The sequence below is a fragment of the Pseudoxanthomonas sp. USHLN014 genome, assembly GCF_037153335.1.
GTDB classification, from domain to species: domain Bacteria; phylum Pseudomonadota; class Gammaproteobacteria; order Xanthomonadales; family Xanthomonadaceae; genus Pseudoxanthomonas_A; species Pseudoxanthomonas_A winnipegensis.
In genome coordinates, this window is record NZ_JBBCKO010000001.1 from 39,464 (window position 1) to 56,475 (window position 17,012).

14 protein-coding genes and 1 tRNA gene are annotated in these 17,012 nt (G+C 67.9%); 11 read left to right on the forward strand and 4 right to left on the reverse strand.

Annotated features, from left to right (window positions below; all coding sequences use genetic code 11):
• Nucleotides 1-45 precede the first annotated feature (45 nt).
• The 6 genes from WFQ05_RS00190 (at nt 46) to WFQ05_RS00215 (ending at nt 6,605) form a co-directional block, all read left to right on the forward strand.
• Nucleotides 46-121 (forward strand) — tRNA-Thr (locus WFQ05_RS00190).
• A 374-nt stretch (nt 122-495) separates the two neighbouring features.
• Nucleotides 496-1,581 (forward strand): ubiquinol oxidase subunit II, encoded by a 1,086-nt coding sequence (gene cyoA, locus WFQ05_RS00195; RefSeq protein ID WP_130519066.1) that lies wholly within the window; start codon nt 496-498, stop codon nt 1,579-1,581.
• 2 nt (nt 1,582-1,583) lie between these two features.
• Entirely contained in the window at nt 1,584-3,581 is a 1,998-nt protein-coding gene (gene cyoB, locus WFQ05_RS00200) for a cytochrome o ubiquinol oxidase subunit I (protein ID WP_130519321.1), read from the forward strand.
• A 1-nt stretch (nt 3,582) separates the two neighbouring features.
• Complete coding sequence (gene cyoC, locus WFQ05_RS00205; protein WP_130519064.1) at nt 3,583-4,206, forward strand: cytochrome o ubiquinol oxidase subunit III; 624 nt, start codon at nt 3,583-3,585, stop codon at nt 4,204-4,206.
• Entirely contained in the window at nt 4,206-4,550 is a 345-nt protein-coding gene (gene cyoD / locus WFQ05_RS00210) for a cytochrome o ubiquinol oxidase subunit IV (protein WP_130519062.1), read from the forward strand. The genes cyoC and cyoD overlap by 1 nt, the downstream gene beginning before the upstream one ends.
• A gap of 162 nt (nt 4,551-4,712) precedes the next feature.
• Complete coding sequence (locus WFQ05_RS00215; protein WP_130523663.1) at nt 4,713-6,605, forward strand: M61 family metallopeptidase; 1,893 nt, start codon at nt 4,713-4,715, stop codon at nt 6,603-6,605.
• A gap of 247 nt (nt 6,606-6,852) precedes the next feature.
• On the opposite strand, the gene WFQ05_RS00220 is transcribed toward WFQ05_RS00215, so the two are convergent.
• The gene (locus WFQ05_RS00220) at nt 6,853-8,553 is read right to left on the reverse strand and encodes an alkaline phosphatase (RefSeq protein WP_337052155.1); all 1,701 of its coding nucleotides are present in this window, start codon (nt 8,551-8,553) and stop codon (nt 6,853-6,855) included.
• A gap of 202 nt (nt 8,554-8,755) precedes the next feature.
• Here WFQ05_RS00220 and WFQ05_RS00225 point away from each other — a divergent pair, with 202 nt between their 5' ends.
• Nucleotides 8,756-10,078: a dicarboxylate/amino acid:cation symporter gene (locus tag WFQ05_RS00225; protein WP_130519056.1), complete on the forward strand. Its 1,323-nt coding sequence runs from the start codon at nt 8,756-8,758 to the stop codon at nt 10,076-10,078.
• A 265-nt stretch (nt 10,079-10,343) separates the two neighbouring features.
• Here WFQ05_RS00225 and WFQ05_RS00230 read toward each other — a convergent pair whose 3' ends face one another.
• Nucleotides 10,344-10,748 carry a hypothetical protein gene (locus WFQ05_RS00230; RefSeq protein WP_130519054.1) on the reverse strand — a complete coding sequence of 135 codons (405 nt, stop codon included), beginning with the start codon at nt 10,746-10,748 and terminating at the stop codon, nt 10,344-10,346.
• A 149-nt stretch (nt 10,749-10,897) separates the two neighbouring features.
• On the opposite strand from WFQ05_RS00230, the gene WFQ05_RS00235 reads away from it, so the two are divergent.
• Complete coding sequence (locus WFQ05_RS00235) at nt 10,898-11,389, forward strand: acyl-CoA thioesterase (protein ID WP_130519052.1); 492 nt, start codon at nt 10,898-10,900, stop codon at nt 11,387-11,389.
• Nucleotides 11,390-12,050: 661 nt separating this feature from the next.
• Here the strand turns inward: WFQ05_RS00235 and WFQ05_RS00240 are convergent.
• Both WFQ05_RS00240 and WFQ05_RS00245 read right to left on the reverse strand, forming a co-directional pair.
• Nucleotides 12,051-12,662 carry a C40 family peptidase gene (locus WFQ05_RS00240; protein WP_235872838.1) on the reverse strand — a complete coding sequence of 204 codons (612 nt, stop codon included), beginning with the start codon at nt 12,660-12,662 and terminating at the stop codon, nt 12,051-12,053.
• Between the two features lie 449 nt (nt 12,663-13,111).
• Nucleotides 13,112-13,645: a C40 family peptidase gene (locus WFQ05_RS00245; protein WP_337052728.1), complete on the reverse strand. Its 534-nt coding sequence runs from the start codon at nt 13,643-13,645 to the stop codon at nt 13,112-13,114.
• Between the two features lie 118 nt (nt 13,646-13,763).
• Here WFQ05_RS00245 and WFQ05_RS00250 point away from each other — a divergent pair, with 118 nt between their 5' ends.
• The 3 genes from WFQ05_RS00250 to gorA all read left to right on the forward strand — a co-directional run bounded on the left by WFQ05_RS00250 (nt 13,764) and on the right by gorA (nt 17,006).
• Nucleotides 13,764-14,243: a peptidylprolyl isomerase gene (locus WFQ05_RS00250; RefSeq protein WP_130519048.1), complete on the forward strand. Its 480-nt coding sequence runs from the start codon at nt 13,764-13,766 to the stop codon at nt 14,241-14,243.
• Between the two features lie 138 nt (nt 14,244-14,381).
• On the forward strand, nt 14,382-15,554 hold the full coding sequence (locus WFQ05_RS00255) for a DUF418 domain-containing protein (RefSeq protein WP_337052729.1): 1,173 nt from the start codon (nt 14,382-14,384) through the stop codon (nt 15,552-15,554).
• 87 nt (nt 15,555-15,641) lie between these two features.
• Nucleotides 15,642-17,006 (forward strand): glutathione-disulfide reductase, encoded by a 1,365-nt coding sequence (gene gorA / locus WFQ05_RS00260; RefSeq protein WP_130534763.1) that lies wholly within the window; start codon nt 15,642-15,644, stop codon nt 17,004-17,006.
• Nucleotides 17,007-17,012 lie beyond the last annotated feature (6 nt).

Sequence of the window (17,012 nt, forward strand, 5' to 3'; positions counted from 1 at the left end):
CTCAATTGACCGGAAGCGGCACGGTCCCTAGAATTCGCCCTCCCCGCCGGAATAGCTCAGTTGGTAGAGCGGCGCATTCGTAATGCGTAGGTCGCAGGTTCGACTCCTGTTTCCGGCACCAAGGTCATTCTGAAGGCTCCGTCGCAGCGTTGGCGGGGCCTTTCTTTTGCGTGTTCATGCGCGCCGTGTCGACAGCGCGACACGCCGACAGGCGTAGCATTGGAGCATGCCGCGAGCGGCCGGCGCGGCGCCGGCATCCGCGTTGGGATATGGATCACACGAGCGCGGTCGGCGAGATCGCGGCCGACTGACGCAATCGCGTCGGCCGAGGGATTCCTTGATGTTGCTTGGCAGCATAAGATAGTGCGGTTCTAGCGCAGGCTCTGCCAGCGTCCGGGCGCCTGTGCGGCAGCCCACGCGCGGCCTGTGTTGCGGGCGGTCGGCCAGCCGACCGTCCGTCTAGGTAGCCGATTTCTTCTCGCAACTGGATAGACCATGTCCCTGCTGAAGCTTCCTGGACGACTGCGTCCATGGGTCTTGCTGGCAAGTGTGCTGTTTCTCGGCGGGTGCCAGTCCGCCATCCTGAACCCCAAGGGGCAGATCGGCATCGACGAGCGCAACCTGCTCGTCACCTGCACGGTGCTGATGCTGCTGGTGGTGGTGCCGGTGATCGTGATGGCGCTGGTGTTCGCCTATCGCTACCGGGCCTCCAAGCAGAACCGCTACGAGCCCGAGTGGCACCACTCCACGCCGATCGAGATCGTGGTCTGGGCCATCCCGTGCGTGATCATCACGGTGCTGGGCGTGCTGGTTTGGCGCTCCTCGCACGCGCTGGATCCGTACCGCCCGCTGGATTCGGACGTGCCGCCGGTGACGATCCAGGCGGTGTCGCTGGACTGGAAGTGGCTGTTCATCTATCCGGACCAGAACGTGGCGGCCGTCAACGAGATGGCCTTCCCGGAGAAGACGCCGCTCAACTTCCGCATCACTTCCGACTCGGTGATGAACGCCTTCTTCATTCCCGAGCTGGGGACGATGATCTATTCGATGGCGGGCATGGAGACCAAGCTGCATCTGATCGCCAACGAGCAGGGCGATCTGCGCGGCATGTCCTCGCACTACAGCGGCCAGGGCTTCTCGGGCATGCAGTTCAAGGCGATCTCCACCGATCAGGCGGGCTTCGAGGCCTGGATCGCCAAGGCCCGGGCCTCGGGCAAGACCCTCGACGACGCGTCCTATGCCGAGCTGGCCAAGCCCAGCGAGAACGTGGCGCCGATCTACTACGCCTCGGTCAAGCCTGAGCTGTTCAACGGCATCATCGCCAAGTACATGATGGGCTCGCACGGCAAGGGCGGGCACAAGATGCTCGGCATGGACAACCCGGCCGAGCCGGGCACCGAGGCCGCGCAGCAGGCCGACGCCCACGCGGGCGATCACGCACCGCCCGGCGCGCCCGCCGGAGATGCGCACGACGGTCACGACATGCAGTCCATGGACGCCATGCCCGGCATGGAGCACATGCACCACGACGACGCCAAGGCGCCGGCGGGTGAGACGCGCAATCCGCAGGAGACGCACTAATGTTGTTCGGTAAACTGACGCTCGAGGCGATCCCGTACCACGAGCCGATCCTGATCGCGACCTTCGCCGGTACCGCGCTGGGCGGCCTGGTGGTCCTGGCGCTGATGACCTACTACAAGAAGTGGGGCTGGTTGTGGCGCGAGTGGCTGACCTCGGTCGACCACAAGAAGATCGGCGTGATGTACATCTTCGTGGCGCTGGTCATGCTGCTGCGCGGCTTCGCCGACGCGATCATGATGCGCACCCAGCTGGCGCTGGCCCATGACGGCGGCGCCGGCATCCTGCCGCCGCACCACTACGATCAGATCTTCACCGCGCACGGCGTGATCATGATCTTCTTCATGGCCATGCCGTTCATCACCGGCCTGATGAACCTGGTGGTGCCGCTGCAGATCGGCGCGCGCGACGTGGCGTTCCCGTTCCTGAACTCGCTGAGCTTCTGGCTGTTCGTGGCCGGCGTGGTGCTGATCATGCTGTCGCTGTTCGTGGGCGAGTTCGCCCAGACCGGCTGGCTGGCGTTCCCGCCGCTGTCGGGGCTGCAATACAGTCCCGGGGTCGGGGTCGACTACTACATCTGGGCCCTGCAGATCTCGGGTCTGGGCACGACGCTGACCGGCATCAACTTCCTGGTGACCATCCTCAAGATGCGCGCGCCGGGCATGAAGCTGATGCACATGCCGATCTTCACCTGGACCGCGCTGATCACCAACATCCTGATGATCGCCGCGTTCCCGTTCCTCACCGTCTCGCTGGCCCTGCTCACCGCCGACCGCTACCTGGGAACGCACTTCTTCACCAACGACGGTGGCGGCAACGCCATGATGTACATCAACCTGATCTGGATCTGGGGCCACCCGGAGGTCTACATCCTGATCCTGCCGTGCTTCGGCGTGTTCTCCGAGGTGGTGTCCACGTTCTCGCGCAAGCCGCTGTTCGGCTATACCTCGATGGTGTGGGCCACCAGCTGCATCGGCCTGCTGTCCTTCATCGTGTGGCTGCACCACTTCTTCACGATGGGCTCGGGCGCCAACGTCAACGCGTTCTTCGGCATCACCACGATGATCATCGCGGTGCCCACGGGCGTGAAGATCTTCAACTGGCTGTTCACCATGTTCCGCGGTCGTCTGCAGATGACCTCGATGATGTACTGGACGGTGGGCTTCATGGTCACCTTCACCATCGGCGGCATGACCGGCGTGATGATGGCGATCCCGGCGGTGTCCTTCGTGCTGCACAACTCGCTGTTCCTGATCGCGCACTTCCACAACGTGATCATCGGCGGCGTGGTGTTCGGCTGCCTGTGCGGCCTGACCTACTGGTTCCCCAAGGCGTTCGGCTTCAAGCTCATCGACAAGCTGGGCAAGGCCTCGTTCTGGTGCTGGATCGTCGGTTTCTTCGTCGCCTTCATGCCGCTGTACGTGCTGGGCTTCCTGGGTATGACCCGTCGCCTGAACAGCTACAACAACCCGGAGTGGACCCCGTGGCTGATGGTGGCGGCCGGCGGTGCGGTGATCATCGGCTGCGGCATCTTCCTGAACATCGTCCAGATCGCCTGGAGCATCATCAAGCGCAAGGAAAACCCCGACCTGACCGGCGACCCGTGGGATGGCCGCACGCTGGAGTGGGCCACGTCCTCGCCGGCGCCGTTCTACAACTTCGCCCACCTGCCCAAGGTCAATGGCCTGGATCAGCACTGGCGTGACAAGGAGGCCGGTACCGCCTACCAGCGTCCGACCCACTTCGAGGACATCCACATGCCGCGCAACACCGCCATCGGCGTGTGGATGGGTGCCTTCAGCGTGCTGCTGGGCTTCGGCATGATCTGGCACATCTGGTGGATGGCCATCATCGGTCTGGTCGGCATGATCGGCAGCTTCCTGGTGCGCGCCTTCGACGACGACATCGACTACTACGTGCCGGCCGCCGAGGTGGCGCGGATCGAGAACGCGCGCTACGACCAGCTTGACCGCCTGCGTGCCGCCAAGACGGGGGCCCTCTGACATGTCCGCGAGCAACACCATGAGTCACGCGCACCACGACGCGCACGCCCACGACCACGGGCACCACGATGCCGGCGCCAATTCGGTGTTCGGCTTCTGGATCTACCTGATGAGCGACTGCCTGATCTTCGCAGGCCTGTTCGCCACCTACGCGGTCCTGTCCGGCGCCACGGTCGATGGCCCCACGGCCAAGGAGCTGTTCGACCTGAAGTTCGTGCTGGTCGAGACCTTCCTGCTGCTGTTCTCCAGCCTGACCTTCGGTCTGGCGATGATCGGCGCGCACAAGGGCAGCAAGGGACAGCTGCTGGGCTGGCTGTTCATCACCTTCCTGTTCGGTGCGGGCTTCCTCGGGATGGAGCTCTATGAGTTCCACCACCTGATCGAGGAGGGCGCGGGTCCGGGGCGCAGCGCGTTCCTGTCGGCGTTCTTCACTCTGGTGGCCACCCACGGTCTGCACGTGACCGCCGGCATCCTGTGGATGGCGGTGCTGGTGATCCAGGTCCTGACCAAGGGCCTGACGCCGCGCGTGATGACACGTCTGTCCTGCCTGAGCCTGTTCTGGCACTTCCTGGACATCATCTGGATCGGTGTGTTCACCGTCGTCTATCTGCTGGGAGCCCTGTGATGAGCGGTCCTGTCCATTCTTCCCATGACCACGCCCACGAGGCGGCCGGCCACGGCAGCGTGAAGTCCTATCTGATCGGCTTCGTCTGGGCGGTGATCCTGACGGTGATCCCGTTCGGCCTGGCGATGAGCGGGTTCTTCCCGGCCGGCGTCACCGCCGCCATCGCCGCGCTGTGCGCGGCGGTGCAGATCGTGGTGCACCTGGTGTACTTCCTGCACATGGACCTGACCCCGGCCCAGCGCAGCAACGCGATGGTGTTCATCTCCACGGTGGTGGTGATCGGCATCGTGATCGTCGGTTCGCTGTGGGTGCTGCACAACATGAACGCGAACATGATGCACTGAGGCCTCCGGGCTTCCGCTGCGTCACGAACAGGCCGCCCCTTGGGCGGCCTTTTTCGTGGACAGAAGGCTGGCGACCGTGACCAATGGCAGGAACGTCAGGTGGGCGACAGGGGATAGCATCGAGGGTTGCCGCCCTGGCCTCATCCTCGTCCCGGAGACTTCATGAAGATCGCTTTCTCGCCCGTCGCCCTGGCCGTCCTGTGCGCCCTGGCGGGTACCGCGCAGGCCCAGCAGTCCAGCACGCCCGCGCCGCAGGACATCCCGTACCCCGGCACCCTGCGGGTGGACGTGGACGCCACCGATCTGGGCCGGCGCATCTTCAAGGTGCGCGAGACCCTGCCGGTGAAGGCGGGCGAGCTGACCCTGCTGTATCCGGAATGGATCCCGGGCAACCACAGCCCGACCGGCCAGGTGGCCAAGGTCGCGGGGCTGAAGTTCACCGCCAACGGCCAGAAGCTGGCATGGACGCGCGACCAGTACGACGTGTTCGCCTACAAGGTGAACATCCCGGAAGGCGTCAGCGAGCTGCAGGTGGAGTTCGACTACCTCTCGCCGCTGAACCGCGATCAGGGCCGCGTGGTGATGACTCCGGCCATGCTCAACCTGCAGTGGAACCTCACCGTGCTGTATCCGGCCGGCTACTACAGCCGCCAGATCCCGGTGCAGGCCAGCGTCAAGCTGCCGGCCGGCTGGTCCTACGCCACCGCCGCCGAGACCGCCAGCAAGGCCGGCGACACGGTGCAGTTCAAGACCCTGCCGTGGAACGTGCTGCAGGACTCGCCGCTGTTCGCCGGCAAGTACTACAAGCAGTTCGACCTGAGCCAGGGCGAGACGCCGGTCAAGCTCAACGTGTTCGCCGACGCGCCCAAGTCGCTGGAGGCCAAGCCCGAGCAGATCGCCAAGCACAAGGCGCTGGTCGAGCAGGCCTACAAGCTCTATGGCGCGCACCACTACGATCACTACGACTTCCTGCTGGCGCTGACCACCCAGATGGGCGGCATCGGCCTGGAGCACCATCGCTCCAGCGAGAACAGCGGCAGCCCGGACTACTTCACCAAGTGGGACGAGACCTGGGGTGGTCGCGATCTGCTGCCGCACGAGTTCAACCACTCCTGGAACGGCAAGTTCCGTCGCGGCGTGGACCTGACCACGCCCAACTTCAACGTGCCCATGGGCGACAGCCTGCTATGGGTGTACGAGGGGCAGACCCAGTTCTACGGCTATGTGCTGGCCGCGCGCTCGGGCCTGTGGTCCAAGGAGCAGACGATGGACGCCCTGGCCAGCGTCGCGGCGACCTATGCCCGCGGCCGGCCGGGTCTGGACTGGCGTCCGCTGCAGGACACCACCAACGATCCGACCATCAACATGCGCCGCCCGCTGGCCTATCGCAGCTACCAGCTGAGTGAGGACTACTACTCCGGCGGCCAGATGGTGTGGCTGGAGGCCGACGCCAAGCTGCGCGAGCTGAGCCGGGGCAAGAAGTCGATCGACGATTTCGCCAAGGCCTTCTTCGGCATGGATAACGGCAGCTACCAGGTCAAGACCTACGACTTCGACGAGGTGGTGTCCACGCTCAATGGTGTGGCGGCCTACGACTGGGCCACGTTCCTGCGCGACCGCCTGGATGGCCGCAAGCCGCTGACCGGTGGCATCGAGGCCAGCGGTTGGAAGCTGGTGTTCAGCGACAAGCCCAGCGCCGCGATCAAGGCCGCCGAGGGCCGCAGCAAGTCGACCAACCTGACCTATTCGCTGGGCCTGTCGGTGGGTAGCGACGGCGGCGTGGGCGATGTGCTGTGGGACAGCCCGGCCTTCCAGGCCGGCATCGCCCCGGGCATGACGATCGTGGCGGTCAACGGCCAGGCGTATTCCGGCGATGCGATCAAGGACGCGGTGACCGCGGCCAAGACGGGCAAGGCGCCGATCGAGCTGCTGGTGAAGAACTTCGACCGTTACGACACCTACAAGCTCGACTACCACGGTGGGCTGCAGTACCCGTCGCTGGAACGCGTGGCCGGCACCACGGACACCTTGAGCAAGCTGCTCGAGGCGCGTTGAGTCAGAGGTTGGCATCCGCCCGGGGTGGTGCGGGTGCCAGGCTGAAGGAAAAGGCCGCGAAAGCGGCCTTTTCCTTTCGGGCGTCTGGCAACTGTGCAACCGCGATGGCAGCAGCAACAGCAAGCCGAGCCAAAGCATCACTCCCAGTTCGTCATTCCCGCGAAAGCGGGAATCCAGGGACTTTGCTTCTTCCGCGCTTGCTCCGCCCTTGTTTCAAGACATCGTCCGAAGACAAAAGAGCGCAGCCTCACTCCACCTCAAACGCCTTCGCCAACGGCAGCTCCACCGGCACCCCATCGGCATTGCATGTCCCAGCCTTGCACAGGCGCGCGCGCAGCGCGGGCGTGGCCTGCACGATCAGGTGGTAGAGCGTGTTCTGCTCGATCGTGCCATGCACCGCCTCGCTGCCCGGTCCGATGGCCCAGACGCCGACATCGTCGCCGCCGTGGCTCTCGGACTTCATCGGGATCATGCCTTCCTGCAGATAGTCCGGATCCTCGGTGTTGACCTCGTCGAGCACCGGGCGGCCCTGCGCGGCCTTGAACTCCGAGGGCTCGTGCGGGAAGCGCTTGGGGCCGGCCGGCTGAGCGTTGCTCGCGCCGGGATAGCCCGGGCCGTTGGCGTAATTGAGCGTGGTGTAGGTCTGGCCGTTGGCATCGCGTGCGTACTGGGTGCGGTCGCCATCCTCGCCCGAGACGCCGCGCACCTTGCCCAGGATCGGGTTGCCGCGCACCGGGTAGCCGACGAAGTTCAGCGAATGCGAGTGGTCGGCGGTGACGATGATCAGCGTGTCCGGCGGCGCGGTTTTGACCGCCGCGCGCACCGCGTCGGACAGGGCGATGGTCTCGTCCAGGGCGCGGAAGGCGTTGCCGGAGTGATTGGCGTGATCGATGCGGCCGCCCTCGACCATCAGCGCGAAGCCCTGCGGCTGGCGCGACAGGGACTGGATGGCCGCGGTCGTCATCTGCGCCAGGCTGGGCTCGCCCTGCGCGCTGCGGTTGCGGTCGTGGTCGAACTGCATGTGGTCCGGCTCGAACAGGCCGAGCAGGGCCGGCGCGTCCTTGGCCGCTTCGAACTGGCCCGCGTTCCAGACGTAGGCGCCGCCCGGATGGGCCTGCTTCCACTCCTCGACCAGATCGCGGCCGTCCAGGCGCAGGCCGACCTTGTCGTCGTATTCGGGGTCGCGCTCGGTGGCGTTCTGGAACTGGCTGCGGCCGCCGCCCAGCACGACCTGTGGGCCGCGGCCGAAGCGCGCATCGGTCAGCAGCTGCTGGGCGATGTCGGTGCAGCCGGCCTGGCGCGCGGCTTCGGGCAGGTCGGCGTCGTTCTCCCAGTTGCGCTCGGGGCTGTGCGCATAGGTCGCCGCCGGGGTGGCGTGGGTGATGCGCGTGGTGGTGACGATGCCCGTGGCCAGCCCGGCGCTGTCGGCCAGCTGCAGCCAAGTTAGCAGGCCCTTGTTCAAGCTGTCGGCGCAGTCGCCGCGTGTGCCGGCGCTGACGCCGATGGCGCCCATGTGCGACTTCACGCCGGTCATGATCGCGGTCATGGTGCCGGCCGAGTCGGGCGTCTGCGAATCGGTGTTGTAGGTCTTGCTCAGCGCCGTGGCCGGGAAGGTCTCCCAGCTCAGCGCGTTCTCCTCGCCCGGGGCGCCGCGGCGCTGGCCTTCCAGAATGCGCGCGGCCGCCACGGTGGTCAGGCTCATGCCGTCGCCGAGGAACAGGATCACATTGCGCGCCTTGCCCGCCATCGCGCCGTTTCCGGCCGCGCGCGCGGCGCCGCTGCGATACCACCACTGCGGCGTCTCGCCCTGCGGATGGGCGACCTGCGGCACCTCCGGCGCCGCGGCGGCGATGGTGGGCCTGGCGCCGGCGGTGCTGGCGCAGCCGGCCAGCAGGGTGAGGCCGAGGGAGGCGGTCAGGGCGAGAACGGGAGGGCAGGGCAGGCGCATGCTCGAGAGACGGGAAGAGGACCGACCGCCAAGTCTGCCTCGCCAAGACAACAGCAGGATGACGATCCGGACCGACGCGCCGGCGTGGCGCTGGCCCGGCATGTCCCGCTGCTGGTCCGCCGGGTTCCACGCCGGGCATCGCCAGGCGCGGCCACCGCGCGGTAAGGTGCGCGATGGGACACCGACGACGGGGCGTGATTTCGTGAAACTCGTGCAGGCATGGCTGAAGATCCCGTTCTGGCAGCGGGTGGTGGCCGGTTTCGTGCTCGGCGCCCTGGCCGGCTGGGCGCTCGGCCCGCGCGCTGAGACCTGGTTCGGTCCGCTGGGCGATCTGTACGTCACCCTGATCAAGATGATCGCGATCCCGCTGGTGTTCTTCGCGGTGATCAACGCGATCTCGGCGCTGAGCGGGCAGAAGTCCATCGCCGCGCTGGGCGCGCGCACCTTCGGCTGGTTCGTCATCACCGCCTGCCTGGCGGTGGGCGTGGGCCTGCTGGTGGGCACGGTCATGCAGCCCGGCAGCGGCGCGCTGAGCATCGCCATCGACTCGGCGTGGAAGCCGCGCGACGTGCCCAGCCCGGTCAAGGTGCTGCTGGACGTGGTGCCGTCCAACCCGTTCTTCGCCCTGACCGGCATCGGTACCCGGACCAACGCCGCTGGCGAGACCGTGCTGGCGGCCGGCCGCGGCTCGATCCTGCCGGTGATCTTCTTCGCCGCGCTGCTGGGCTTCGCCATGGTCAAGCTGGGCGACCGCGTGGCCGAGGCGCGCAAGGTCACCGCGCAGATGAGCGAGATCATGATCCAGGTGACGCGCTTCGTGCTGGAGGTCACCCCGATCGGCACCTTCGGCCTGATCGCCGCGCTGGTGGGCGCCTATGGCTTCGAGAAGCTGCTGCCGCTGGGCAACTTCGTGCTGGCCCTGTACATCGCCTGCATCCTGCACATCGTGGTGGTCTACGGCGGTCTGCTGCTGATCCATGGGCTCAACCCGCTGAAGTTCTTCCGCGGCGCCGCGCCGGGCATGCAGGTGGCCTTCGTCAGTTCGTCCAGCTTCGCCGCCATGCCGGTGTCGATGCGCTCGATCACGCACAACCTGGGCGTCAACAAGGACTATGCGGCCTTCGCCGTGCCGCTGGGCGCGAGCATCAAGATGGACGGCTGCGGGGCGATCTATCCGGCGCTGTGCGCGCTCTTCATCTCGCAGTACACCGGCGTGCCGCTGACCGGCAACCAGTATTTCATCGTGCTGATCGCCTCGGTGCTCGGTAGTTTCGGCACCGCTGGCGTGCCGGGCACGGCCGTGGTGATGGCCACGGTGGTGCTCACCGCCGCCGGCCTGCCGCTGGAGACCATCGGCTACCTGTATGCCATCGACCGCATCCTGGACATGATGCGCACCCTGACCAACGTGACCGGGCAGATGCTGGTGCCGACCCTGGTCGCGCGCGAGACCGGCCTGCTGGACAAGCAGATCTACGATGCGGCGCCGACCAATGTCGGCGTGGAGTCCGCGCCGCAGCGCTGATCCGTCCGGTGCTGGGCCAATGCGAAGGGCGCGCTGCCGGTCAGCGCGCCCTTCCTGTTTGCGCGGCGCGTGATGCTTCTAGCTGCTTCCGTGATGCGTTGACGGTCGCCGCACAAGTTGGATCGTGGAGATGGAGGTCCGCGACGCCGAATAAGCGGAGCGGGCCAGCAGATCGAGCGGGCCTCAGGCGCGCGGATCGCGGCCACGAGAAGCCAGCCTCGTCGCGCTGGCGCCGGTTGCGCCGGTGTGCTTCCCCGCGCCGTGCTCAGACCTCGTGGCGCGGCGTGGCCAGGCGTGTGGCGCACAGCGCCATCGGGATCGGCAGCAGCAGCGCGACCACCGTGACCCAGGCCGGGAAGGGAACCAAGGCCGCCAGCGCGATCACCGCCGCCATCACCAGCGCGCCGACCGCGATCGCCGGGGCGCTGCGGTTGGCGCTGGAGACCTTGGCCGCGACTCCGCCGCCGAGCAGCCCGGCCAGCGCGCAGCCGGCGATCAGGCAGGCCAGCGCCTCGCGCGGGGCGGACACGGCGTAATCGGCCAGGTTGGAGACGGTATAGAAGTCCGCGCCGGAGGGCAGGCGGTACAGATGCTGGTAGGCATAGGTGCCGCCGGCGATGACGGCCGCGGCGACGAGGATGCCCAGCAGCAACCCCAGGAAGCTACGCATGTGGTGTTCATTCCATTGAGCGGGAAGCCGACAGGATGGCGCGAAACTCGCCTCGCCCGCAACCGACTATCCTCGCCCGACCGGCGTTGGCGCCGGCCTCTCGACCAGCCCGGCGCGGCGCGCGCCCAGCACGATCTTCAGGAGACCCCATGCGTGGCGAGCAACGTGAATTGACCTTCCGCTTCCTGGCCGAGCCCAAGGACGTCAACTACGGCGGCAAGGTCCACGGCGGGGTGGTCATGCGCTGGATCGACCAGGTCGGCTATGCCGCGGCCGTGGGCTGGAGCGGGCACTACAGCGTCACCGTCGCGGTGGGCGGCATCCGCTTCGTCGCTCCGATCCGCATCGGCGACTTGGTGACCGTGACCGCCAAGCTGGTCCATACCGGCACCAGCAGCATGCACTTCGCTGTGGACGTGCGCGCGCGCGACCTGGAACCCGGCGAGCGCGACGCGGTCAGCCGCCTCTGCACGCACTGCGTGATCGTGTTCGTGGCCATGGACCAGGCCGAAGGCAAGCCGACCGCCGTGCCGCCGTGGACGCCGACCAGCGAGGCGGACCAGCGCCTGGCCGACTACGCGATCAAGGTGATGGAGCTGAGCAAGGACATCGAGCAGACCGTGGCCGCGTTCCACGCGTAGCTTTTTTCGGCCCGGCAGGGTGGAGATGGCGACTCGTCCTTGGCCGGCATGCGGCGAGGTGAGCCCGCTGATGACAAGCGTGCGGCCGACGAACGGACTTCGGCCACCAGCCTAGATCCGGCTGGGTGTAGCGCCTCGGCTCGGTGATTCCGGGAAGGCCGACGCTTGAAAGGAAGAGGCCTGACTGCGCTTCGTACTTCGGTAGCGGCCGCCCTTGTGGCCTATCTAGCCAACGGAGGCGATGGACTCTGCGAGGGGATCCTTGAGCAGCGGTGGAGCTTCAATGGGAAAGTCCCATCGCCGCCATGGCGGCTGCCACCTGTAGAGCGGAGCTTGCTCCGCTGGGGCCTTCCCCGTGAACCGAACGAAGCGCAGCGGAGTCCCCAAAAGGGGATTGTCACAAGCTCCGCTCTACAGGCAGGCCGCTGCGAGATTTGAGGAGACAGTTGCTCTCACGATGGGGTCCGCACGCAACCGGTAGAGGCCCACTGCGGATGGATCGGGGCTTCTTTTGAAACGAAGCCTCATACCTCGACGCGCCGGCCCGCTGCACTTCCGAAGCCGGCACTCGCACGCACCACGATCTCTCAAGCGGGAAGAACAGCCACAAAGAAGCCGGCGCATGCGCCGGCTTCTTGTTGCATCCCTGGGTCCGCGCCGCTTACAGCGAGACGCGGCGCGCCTGCATGAAGCGACCGCCCCAGTAGCCGGAGGTCAGCGTATCGACGCGCACGTCCTTGCCGGTGCTGGGGGAGTGCAGGAAGCGGCCTTCGCCGACATAGATGCCGACGTGGTTGACCCGGCCGCGAGCGCCGAAGAACACCAGGTCGCCCTGGCGCAGCTGGTCGCGGTTCCTGATCAGCTCGCCCTCGCCGTCGGCAGCCATGTCGCGCGAGACGCGCGGCAGGTCCACGCCCAGCGCGGTGCGGAACACGTAGCCCACCAGGCCGCTGCAATCCAGACCGCTGTCCGGATCGCTGCCGCCCCAGCGGTAGGGCGTGCCGAGCAGGGCCAGCGCGCTCTGCAGGACGCTCTGGACCTTGCCGACATCGGCCTGGCCGCCGGCCGCAGCCGCGGCACCGGCCAGGTTGTAGTGGCTCAGCAGGCGGCTCAGGTCGCCGGCCAGCGTGGTCGAGCGGTCCATGACCGGCACGGTGTCGCTGGCGGCCAGGCGCGGCAGCAGCGCGGTCAGGGTGGCGGCGGCGGCCTCGGTGGCCTTGTCGCGCAGCGAGCCGTTGCCGGCTACGGCCGGGACCGCGGCGGCCGGCGCCAGCGCGGCAACCGGAATGCTCACGGCGGGAGCCGTCGCAGCGGCGGCGGGAGCGGGCGTGGCAGTGGCGATCGGCTGGCCGGCCGGAACGGCGGCAGCGCTATTGGCGTTGATCGGAGTCGGCACGCCAGTGGCGACCGTGGTGGCCACCGGGCTGGTGACCGTGGCCACGTCCGAGGACGGCGTGGCGGGGAGATGGGTAGCGTCCTGGGCCATCGCCAGCGGCGCGGCACCGGTACCAAGCAACGCCAGGATCAGTAGCGGAAGCGGGCCACGATGCAGGCGGCGGGTGGTGAGCGGCTGGCCCAACTTCAGGTCGTCGTTCGTCACGGGCGGGTGAAGGTTTCGCGGCGGAGATTGGAGTTTGCCGTTAGTCGCCAGTGAAGATGTTCAAAGTTCGTTACAGGAGCGTAGAGGGCATTGATAAGTGCATCACATTTTACGCATCACATTTAATTAACAACCCGGCGGGCCCCGCTGTAATGGTCGCGCCAGTAGGCTCCGTCCAGCGAGTCCAGGCGGACTGTTCCGCCGCTGCTGGGCGCATGGACGAAGCGGCCTTCGCCCACATAGATGCCCACATGGCTGACGCTGCCGGGCGTGCCGAAGAACACCAGATCGGCCGGCGCCAGGCGGCTCTCATCGATGCGCGGCCCCTGGATCTGGGCCAGCTCCCTGGAGGTGCGCGGCAGGCGCAGGTCGAGCATGTCGCGGTAGACGTAGTTGACCAGGCCGCTGCAGTCGAAGCCCGATTCGGGCGTGTTGCCGCCGTAGCGGTAGGGCGTGCCGACCAGCCCCAGGGCGCGCATGATCACGCCATTGACCGCCATCGGGTCGGCCACCGGCTGCACCGACCAGACCCGCGGCAGCGGTGGCGGCGCCTTGCTGCGCACCACCGGGCGCTCGCTGCCGCAGCCGGCCAGCAAGGCCAGGACCAGGGCGAGTCCGCTCAGGACCAGACCGCGCCGGAGCCAGGCGGTTGGCATGCGCCGGGGCGAGCCCGGATAATGGACGGTCTTCATCGCGGCCATTGTGGTCCGCACGCCCTGCGGCGGACAAGCCGCGCACCCTGCCGCGCCACCGCGGCCTTCACCAGAGTTTGCAATGAAAATCGCCAAAGACAGCGTCGTGCGTTTCCACTACACCGTGTCCGAAGTCGGCGCCGAGCCGCTGGAGTCCTCCAAGGACCGCGAGCCGCTGGCCATCCTGATCGGCCACGGCAACATCATCCCCGGCCTGGAGGCGGCGATGATGGACAAGGAGGCCGGCGAAAGCTTCGGCGTGGACGTGGCCGCGGCCGAGGCCTATGGCGAGCGCCGCGATGGCCTGAGCCAGCGCGTGCCCAAGAAGCACTTCGGCGGCCAGAAGCTCGCCGCCGGCCAGCAGGTCGTGCTGCAGACCAACTTCGGCCCGCGCGCGGTGACCATCCAGAAGGTGGGCATGAGCGTGGTCGACGTGGACCTCAACCACCCGATGGCCGGCAAGGACCTGCATTTCGACGTGGAGATCGTCGAGGTGCGCGAGGCCTCGCCCGAGGAGATCGAGCACGGTCACGTGCACGGCGATGGCGGTCACCAGCACTGAGCCATGCGCTTGCTCATGCAAGCTCTGCGGCGGCCCGCGTGATGCGGGCCGTCGTCGTTTGGGGCCGGCGCGATGCGCCCTGACTCCGCCGTGAGGGCGCTGCCCGCGCCGCTGGGCGAGCGCGCGCGCCTGCCGGCGATGGATGTGCTGCGCGGCCTGGCGCTGCTGGGCATCGCGCTCATGAATCTGGAGGGCTTCGCCGGCCCGCCGGCATCGATGGGCACCGGCGTGGATCCGGCGCTGTCCGGCGCGGATCGCTGGGTGGACGCGGCGATCTATGTGCTGGTCCAGGGCAAGTTCATCGCGCTGTTCTCGCTGCTGTTCGGCGCGGGTTTCGCCGGCCTGGCCGTGCGCGCCGAGCGCGAGGGCTGGGCGCTGGGACCGGTGTGGCTGCGCCGCTGTGCGGGGCTGCTGCTGATCGGGCTGGCGCACGCGCTGTTGGTCTGGTCCGGCGACATCCTGGTGACCTATGCGCTGTGCGGGCTGCTGTTGCTGGCCTTCCGCGAGGTCATCGGCGGCGTGCTGGCGTGGATCGGCGTGGCGCTGTTCCTGGTGCCGGCCGGGCTGATGCTGGGTGTGGCGGCGATGGACGCATCGCTGGCCAATGACCCGGCCTGGCAGCAGGCGCTGCACGAGCAGGCCGTACACGCCCAAGCCCAGGCGCAGGCCCAGATCGGCGCCTATGCGCACGACGATTACCTCGCCGCCACGCGCCAGCGGCTGGAGGACTTCGTCTCGAACCTGCAGGTGCTGCCGATCTACGGGGCGCAGGTCTTCGGCCTGTTCCTGATCGGCGGCTGGCTGGGCGGGGTGCTGGCCGAACCGGCGCGGCATGCGCGCGCGCTGCAGGCGATGCGCTGGATCGCGCTGCCGCTGGGCCTGGGTGCGATGGGGCTGGCGGTGTGGCTGGCGCCGTGGATCGGGCCGGGGCGTACCGATGCGCGGACCTGCCTGGGCGCGGCGCTGGCGTCGGCGGCGAGCCTGCCGATCTGCCTGGGCTATGTGGCCTGGACCCTGCGCTGGCTGCAGGGGCGCCCCTCGCTGACCGGCCTGTGCGCGGCGCTCGCCGCGACCGGCCGGCTGGCGCTGAGCAACTATCTGCTGCAGTCGCTGGTGTTCACCATGCTCTTCTATGGCTATGGATTCGGGGCCTTCGGGCTGGCGCGACGCTGGCAGCTGCCGCTGGCGCTGGCCCTGTTCGCGCTGCAGCTGGTCCTGAGCCGGTGGTGGCAGAAGCGCGGGCTTTCCGGGCCGGCCGAATGGGCGCTGCGCGCGCTGGCCTATGCGCGGCCGCCGCGCCGCGCAGGATAGAGATGAGTCGCCTTGTCCTCACCCGTCGTGGGCCGGGGCTTGGGCATGCTGTGCAACGACCCTGACACCCGAGCGGAGTGAACATCCATGCAGGCAGCGGCTGACAGCGCCTTCGATCTGATCGTCATCGGCGGCGGCTCCGGGGGGCTGGCCGGCGCCTTCCGCGCGGCCGAATACGGTGCCAGCGTGGCGCTGCTCGAGCCGGGCGAACTGGGCGGGACCTGCGTCAACGTCGGCTGTGTGCCGAAAAAGGCGATGTGGCTGGCCGCCGAGATCGCCCGGCATCTGGACATGGCGGCCGACCTGGGCTTCCCGGTCGAGCATGGGCCGCTGGACTGGCAGGAGTTCGTGGTCCATCGCCAGCGCTACATCGCCGGCATCCACGACAGCTACCGCCGCCGCCTGCACAAGGGCGGCATCAACCGCATTCCCTCGCGCGGCCGGCTGATGCCGGGCGGCGTGCGCTGCGAGGACGGGCTGGAGCTCAAGGCGCGGCATGTGCTGATCGCCACCGGCGGTCACCCCAAGCGGCCTGACATCCCCGGCGCGGAGCTGGCGATCGATTCGGATGGCTTCTTCAACCTGTGCTCGGCGCCGCCGCGGGTGGCGATCGTCGGTGGCGGCTATATCGCCGTCGAGCTGGCCGGCGTGCTGCAGGCGCTGGGCAGCCAGGTCGAGCTGTTCGTGCGCGGCCCGTGTCTGCTGCAGGCCTTCGACCGCGGGCTGACCCACCAGCTGGCCGAGAACCTGCGCCAGGGCGGTATCCGCCTGTTCTTCGACATGCAGGTGACCGCGCTGGAACGCCACGGCCAGGCCACGCGCGTGCTCACCGACACCGGCCCCATGCCAGGCGAATACGACTGCGTCATCTTCGCCACCGGCCGCACGCCCAATACGCACGACCTGGGCCTGGAGACGGTCGGCGTGCGCACCGATGACGAGGGCTATGTGCAGGTCGATGAGTGGCAGGACACCAACGTGGAGAACATCCATGCCATCGGCGACGTCACCGACGTCGGCGTCGAGCTGACCCCGGTGGCGATCGCCGCCGCGCGCCGGCTGATGGACCGGCTGTTCGGCGGCAAGCCGCAGGCCAAGCTGGATTACGCCAACATCCCCAGCGTGGTCTTCTCGCATCCGCCGATGGGCGGCGTCGGCCTGAGCGAGAAGGAGGCGCAGGCCAAGTTCGGCCAGGACGCGGTGAAGGTGTATTCGACTACGTTCCGACCGATGCTCTATGCGCTGGCCGACGCGCCGCAGCACAGCCTGTTCCGGCTGGTGTGCGTGGGCCCGGAGCGGCGCGTGGTCGGCGTGCACCTGATGGGCGAGGGCGCCGATGAGATCCTGCAGGGCTTCGCGGTGGCGGTGAAGCTGGGCGCCACCCTGGACGACCTGCACGAGACGGTCGCCATCCATCCCACGAGCGCCGAGGAAGTGGTCCTGCTGCGCTAGGCGGGC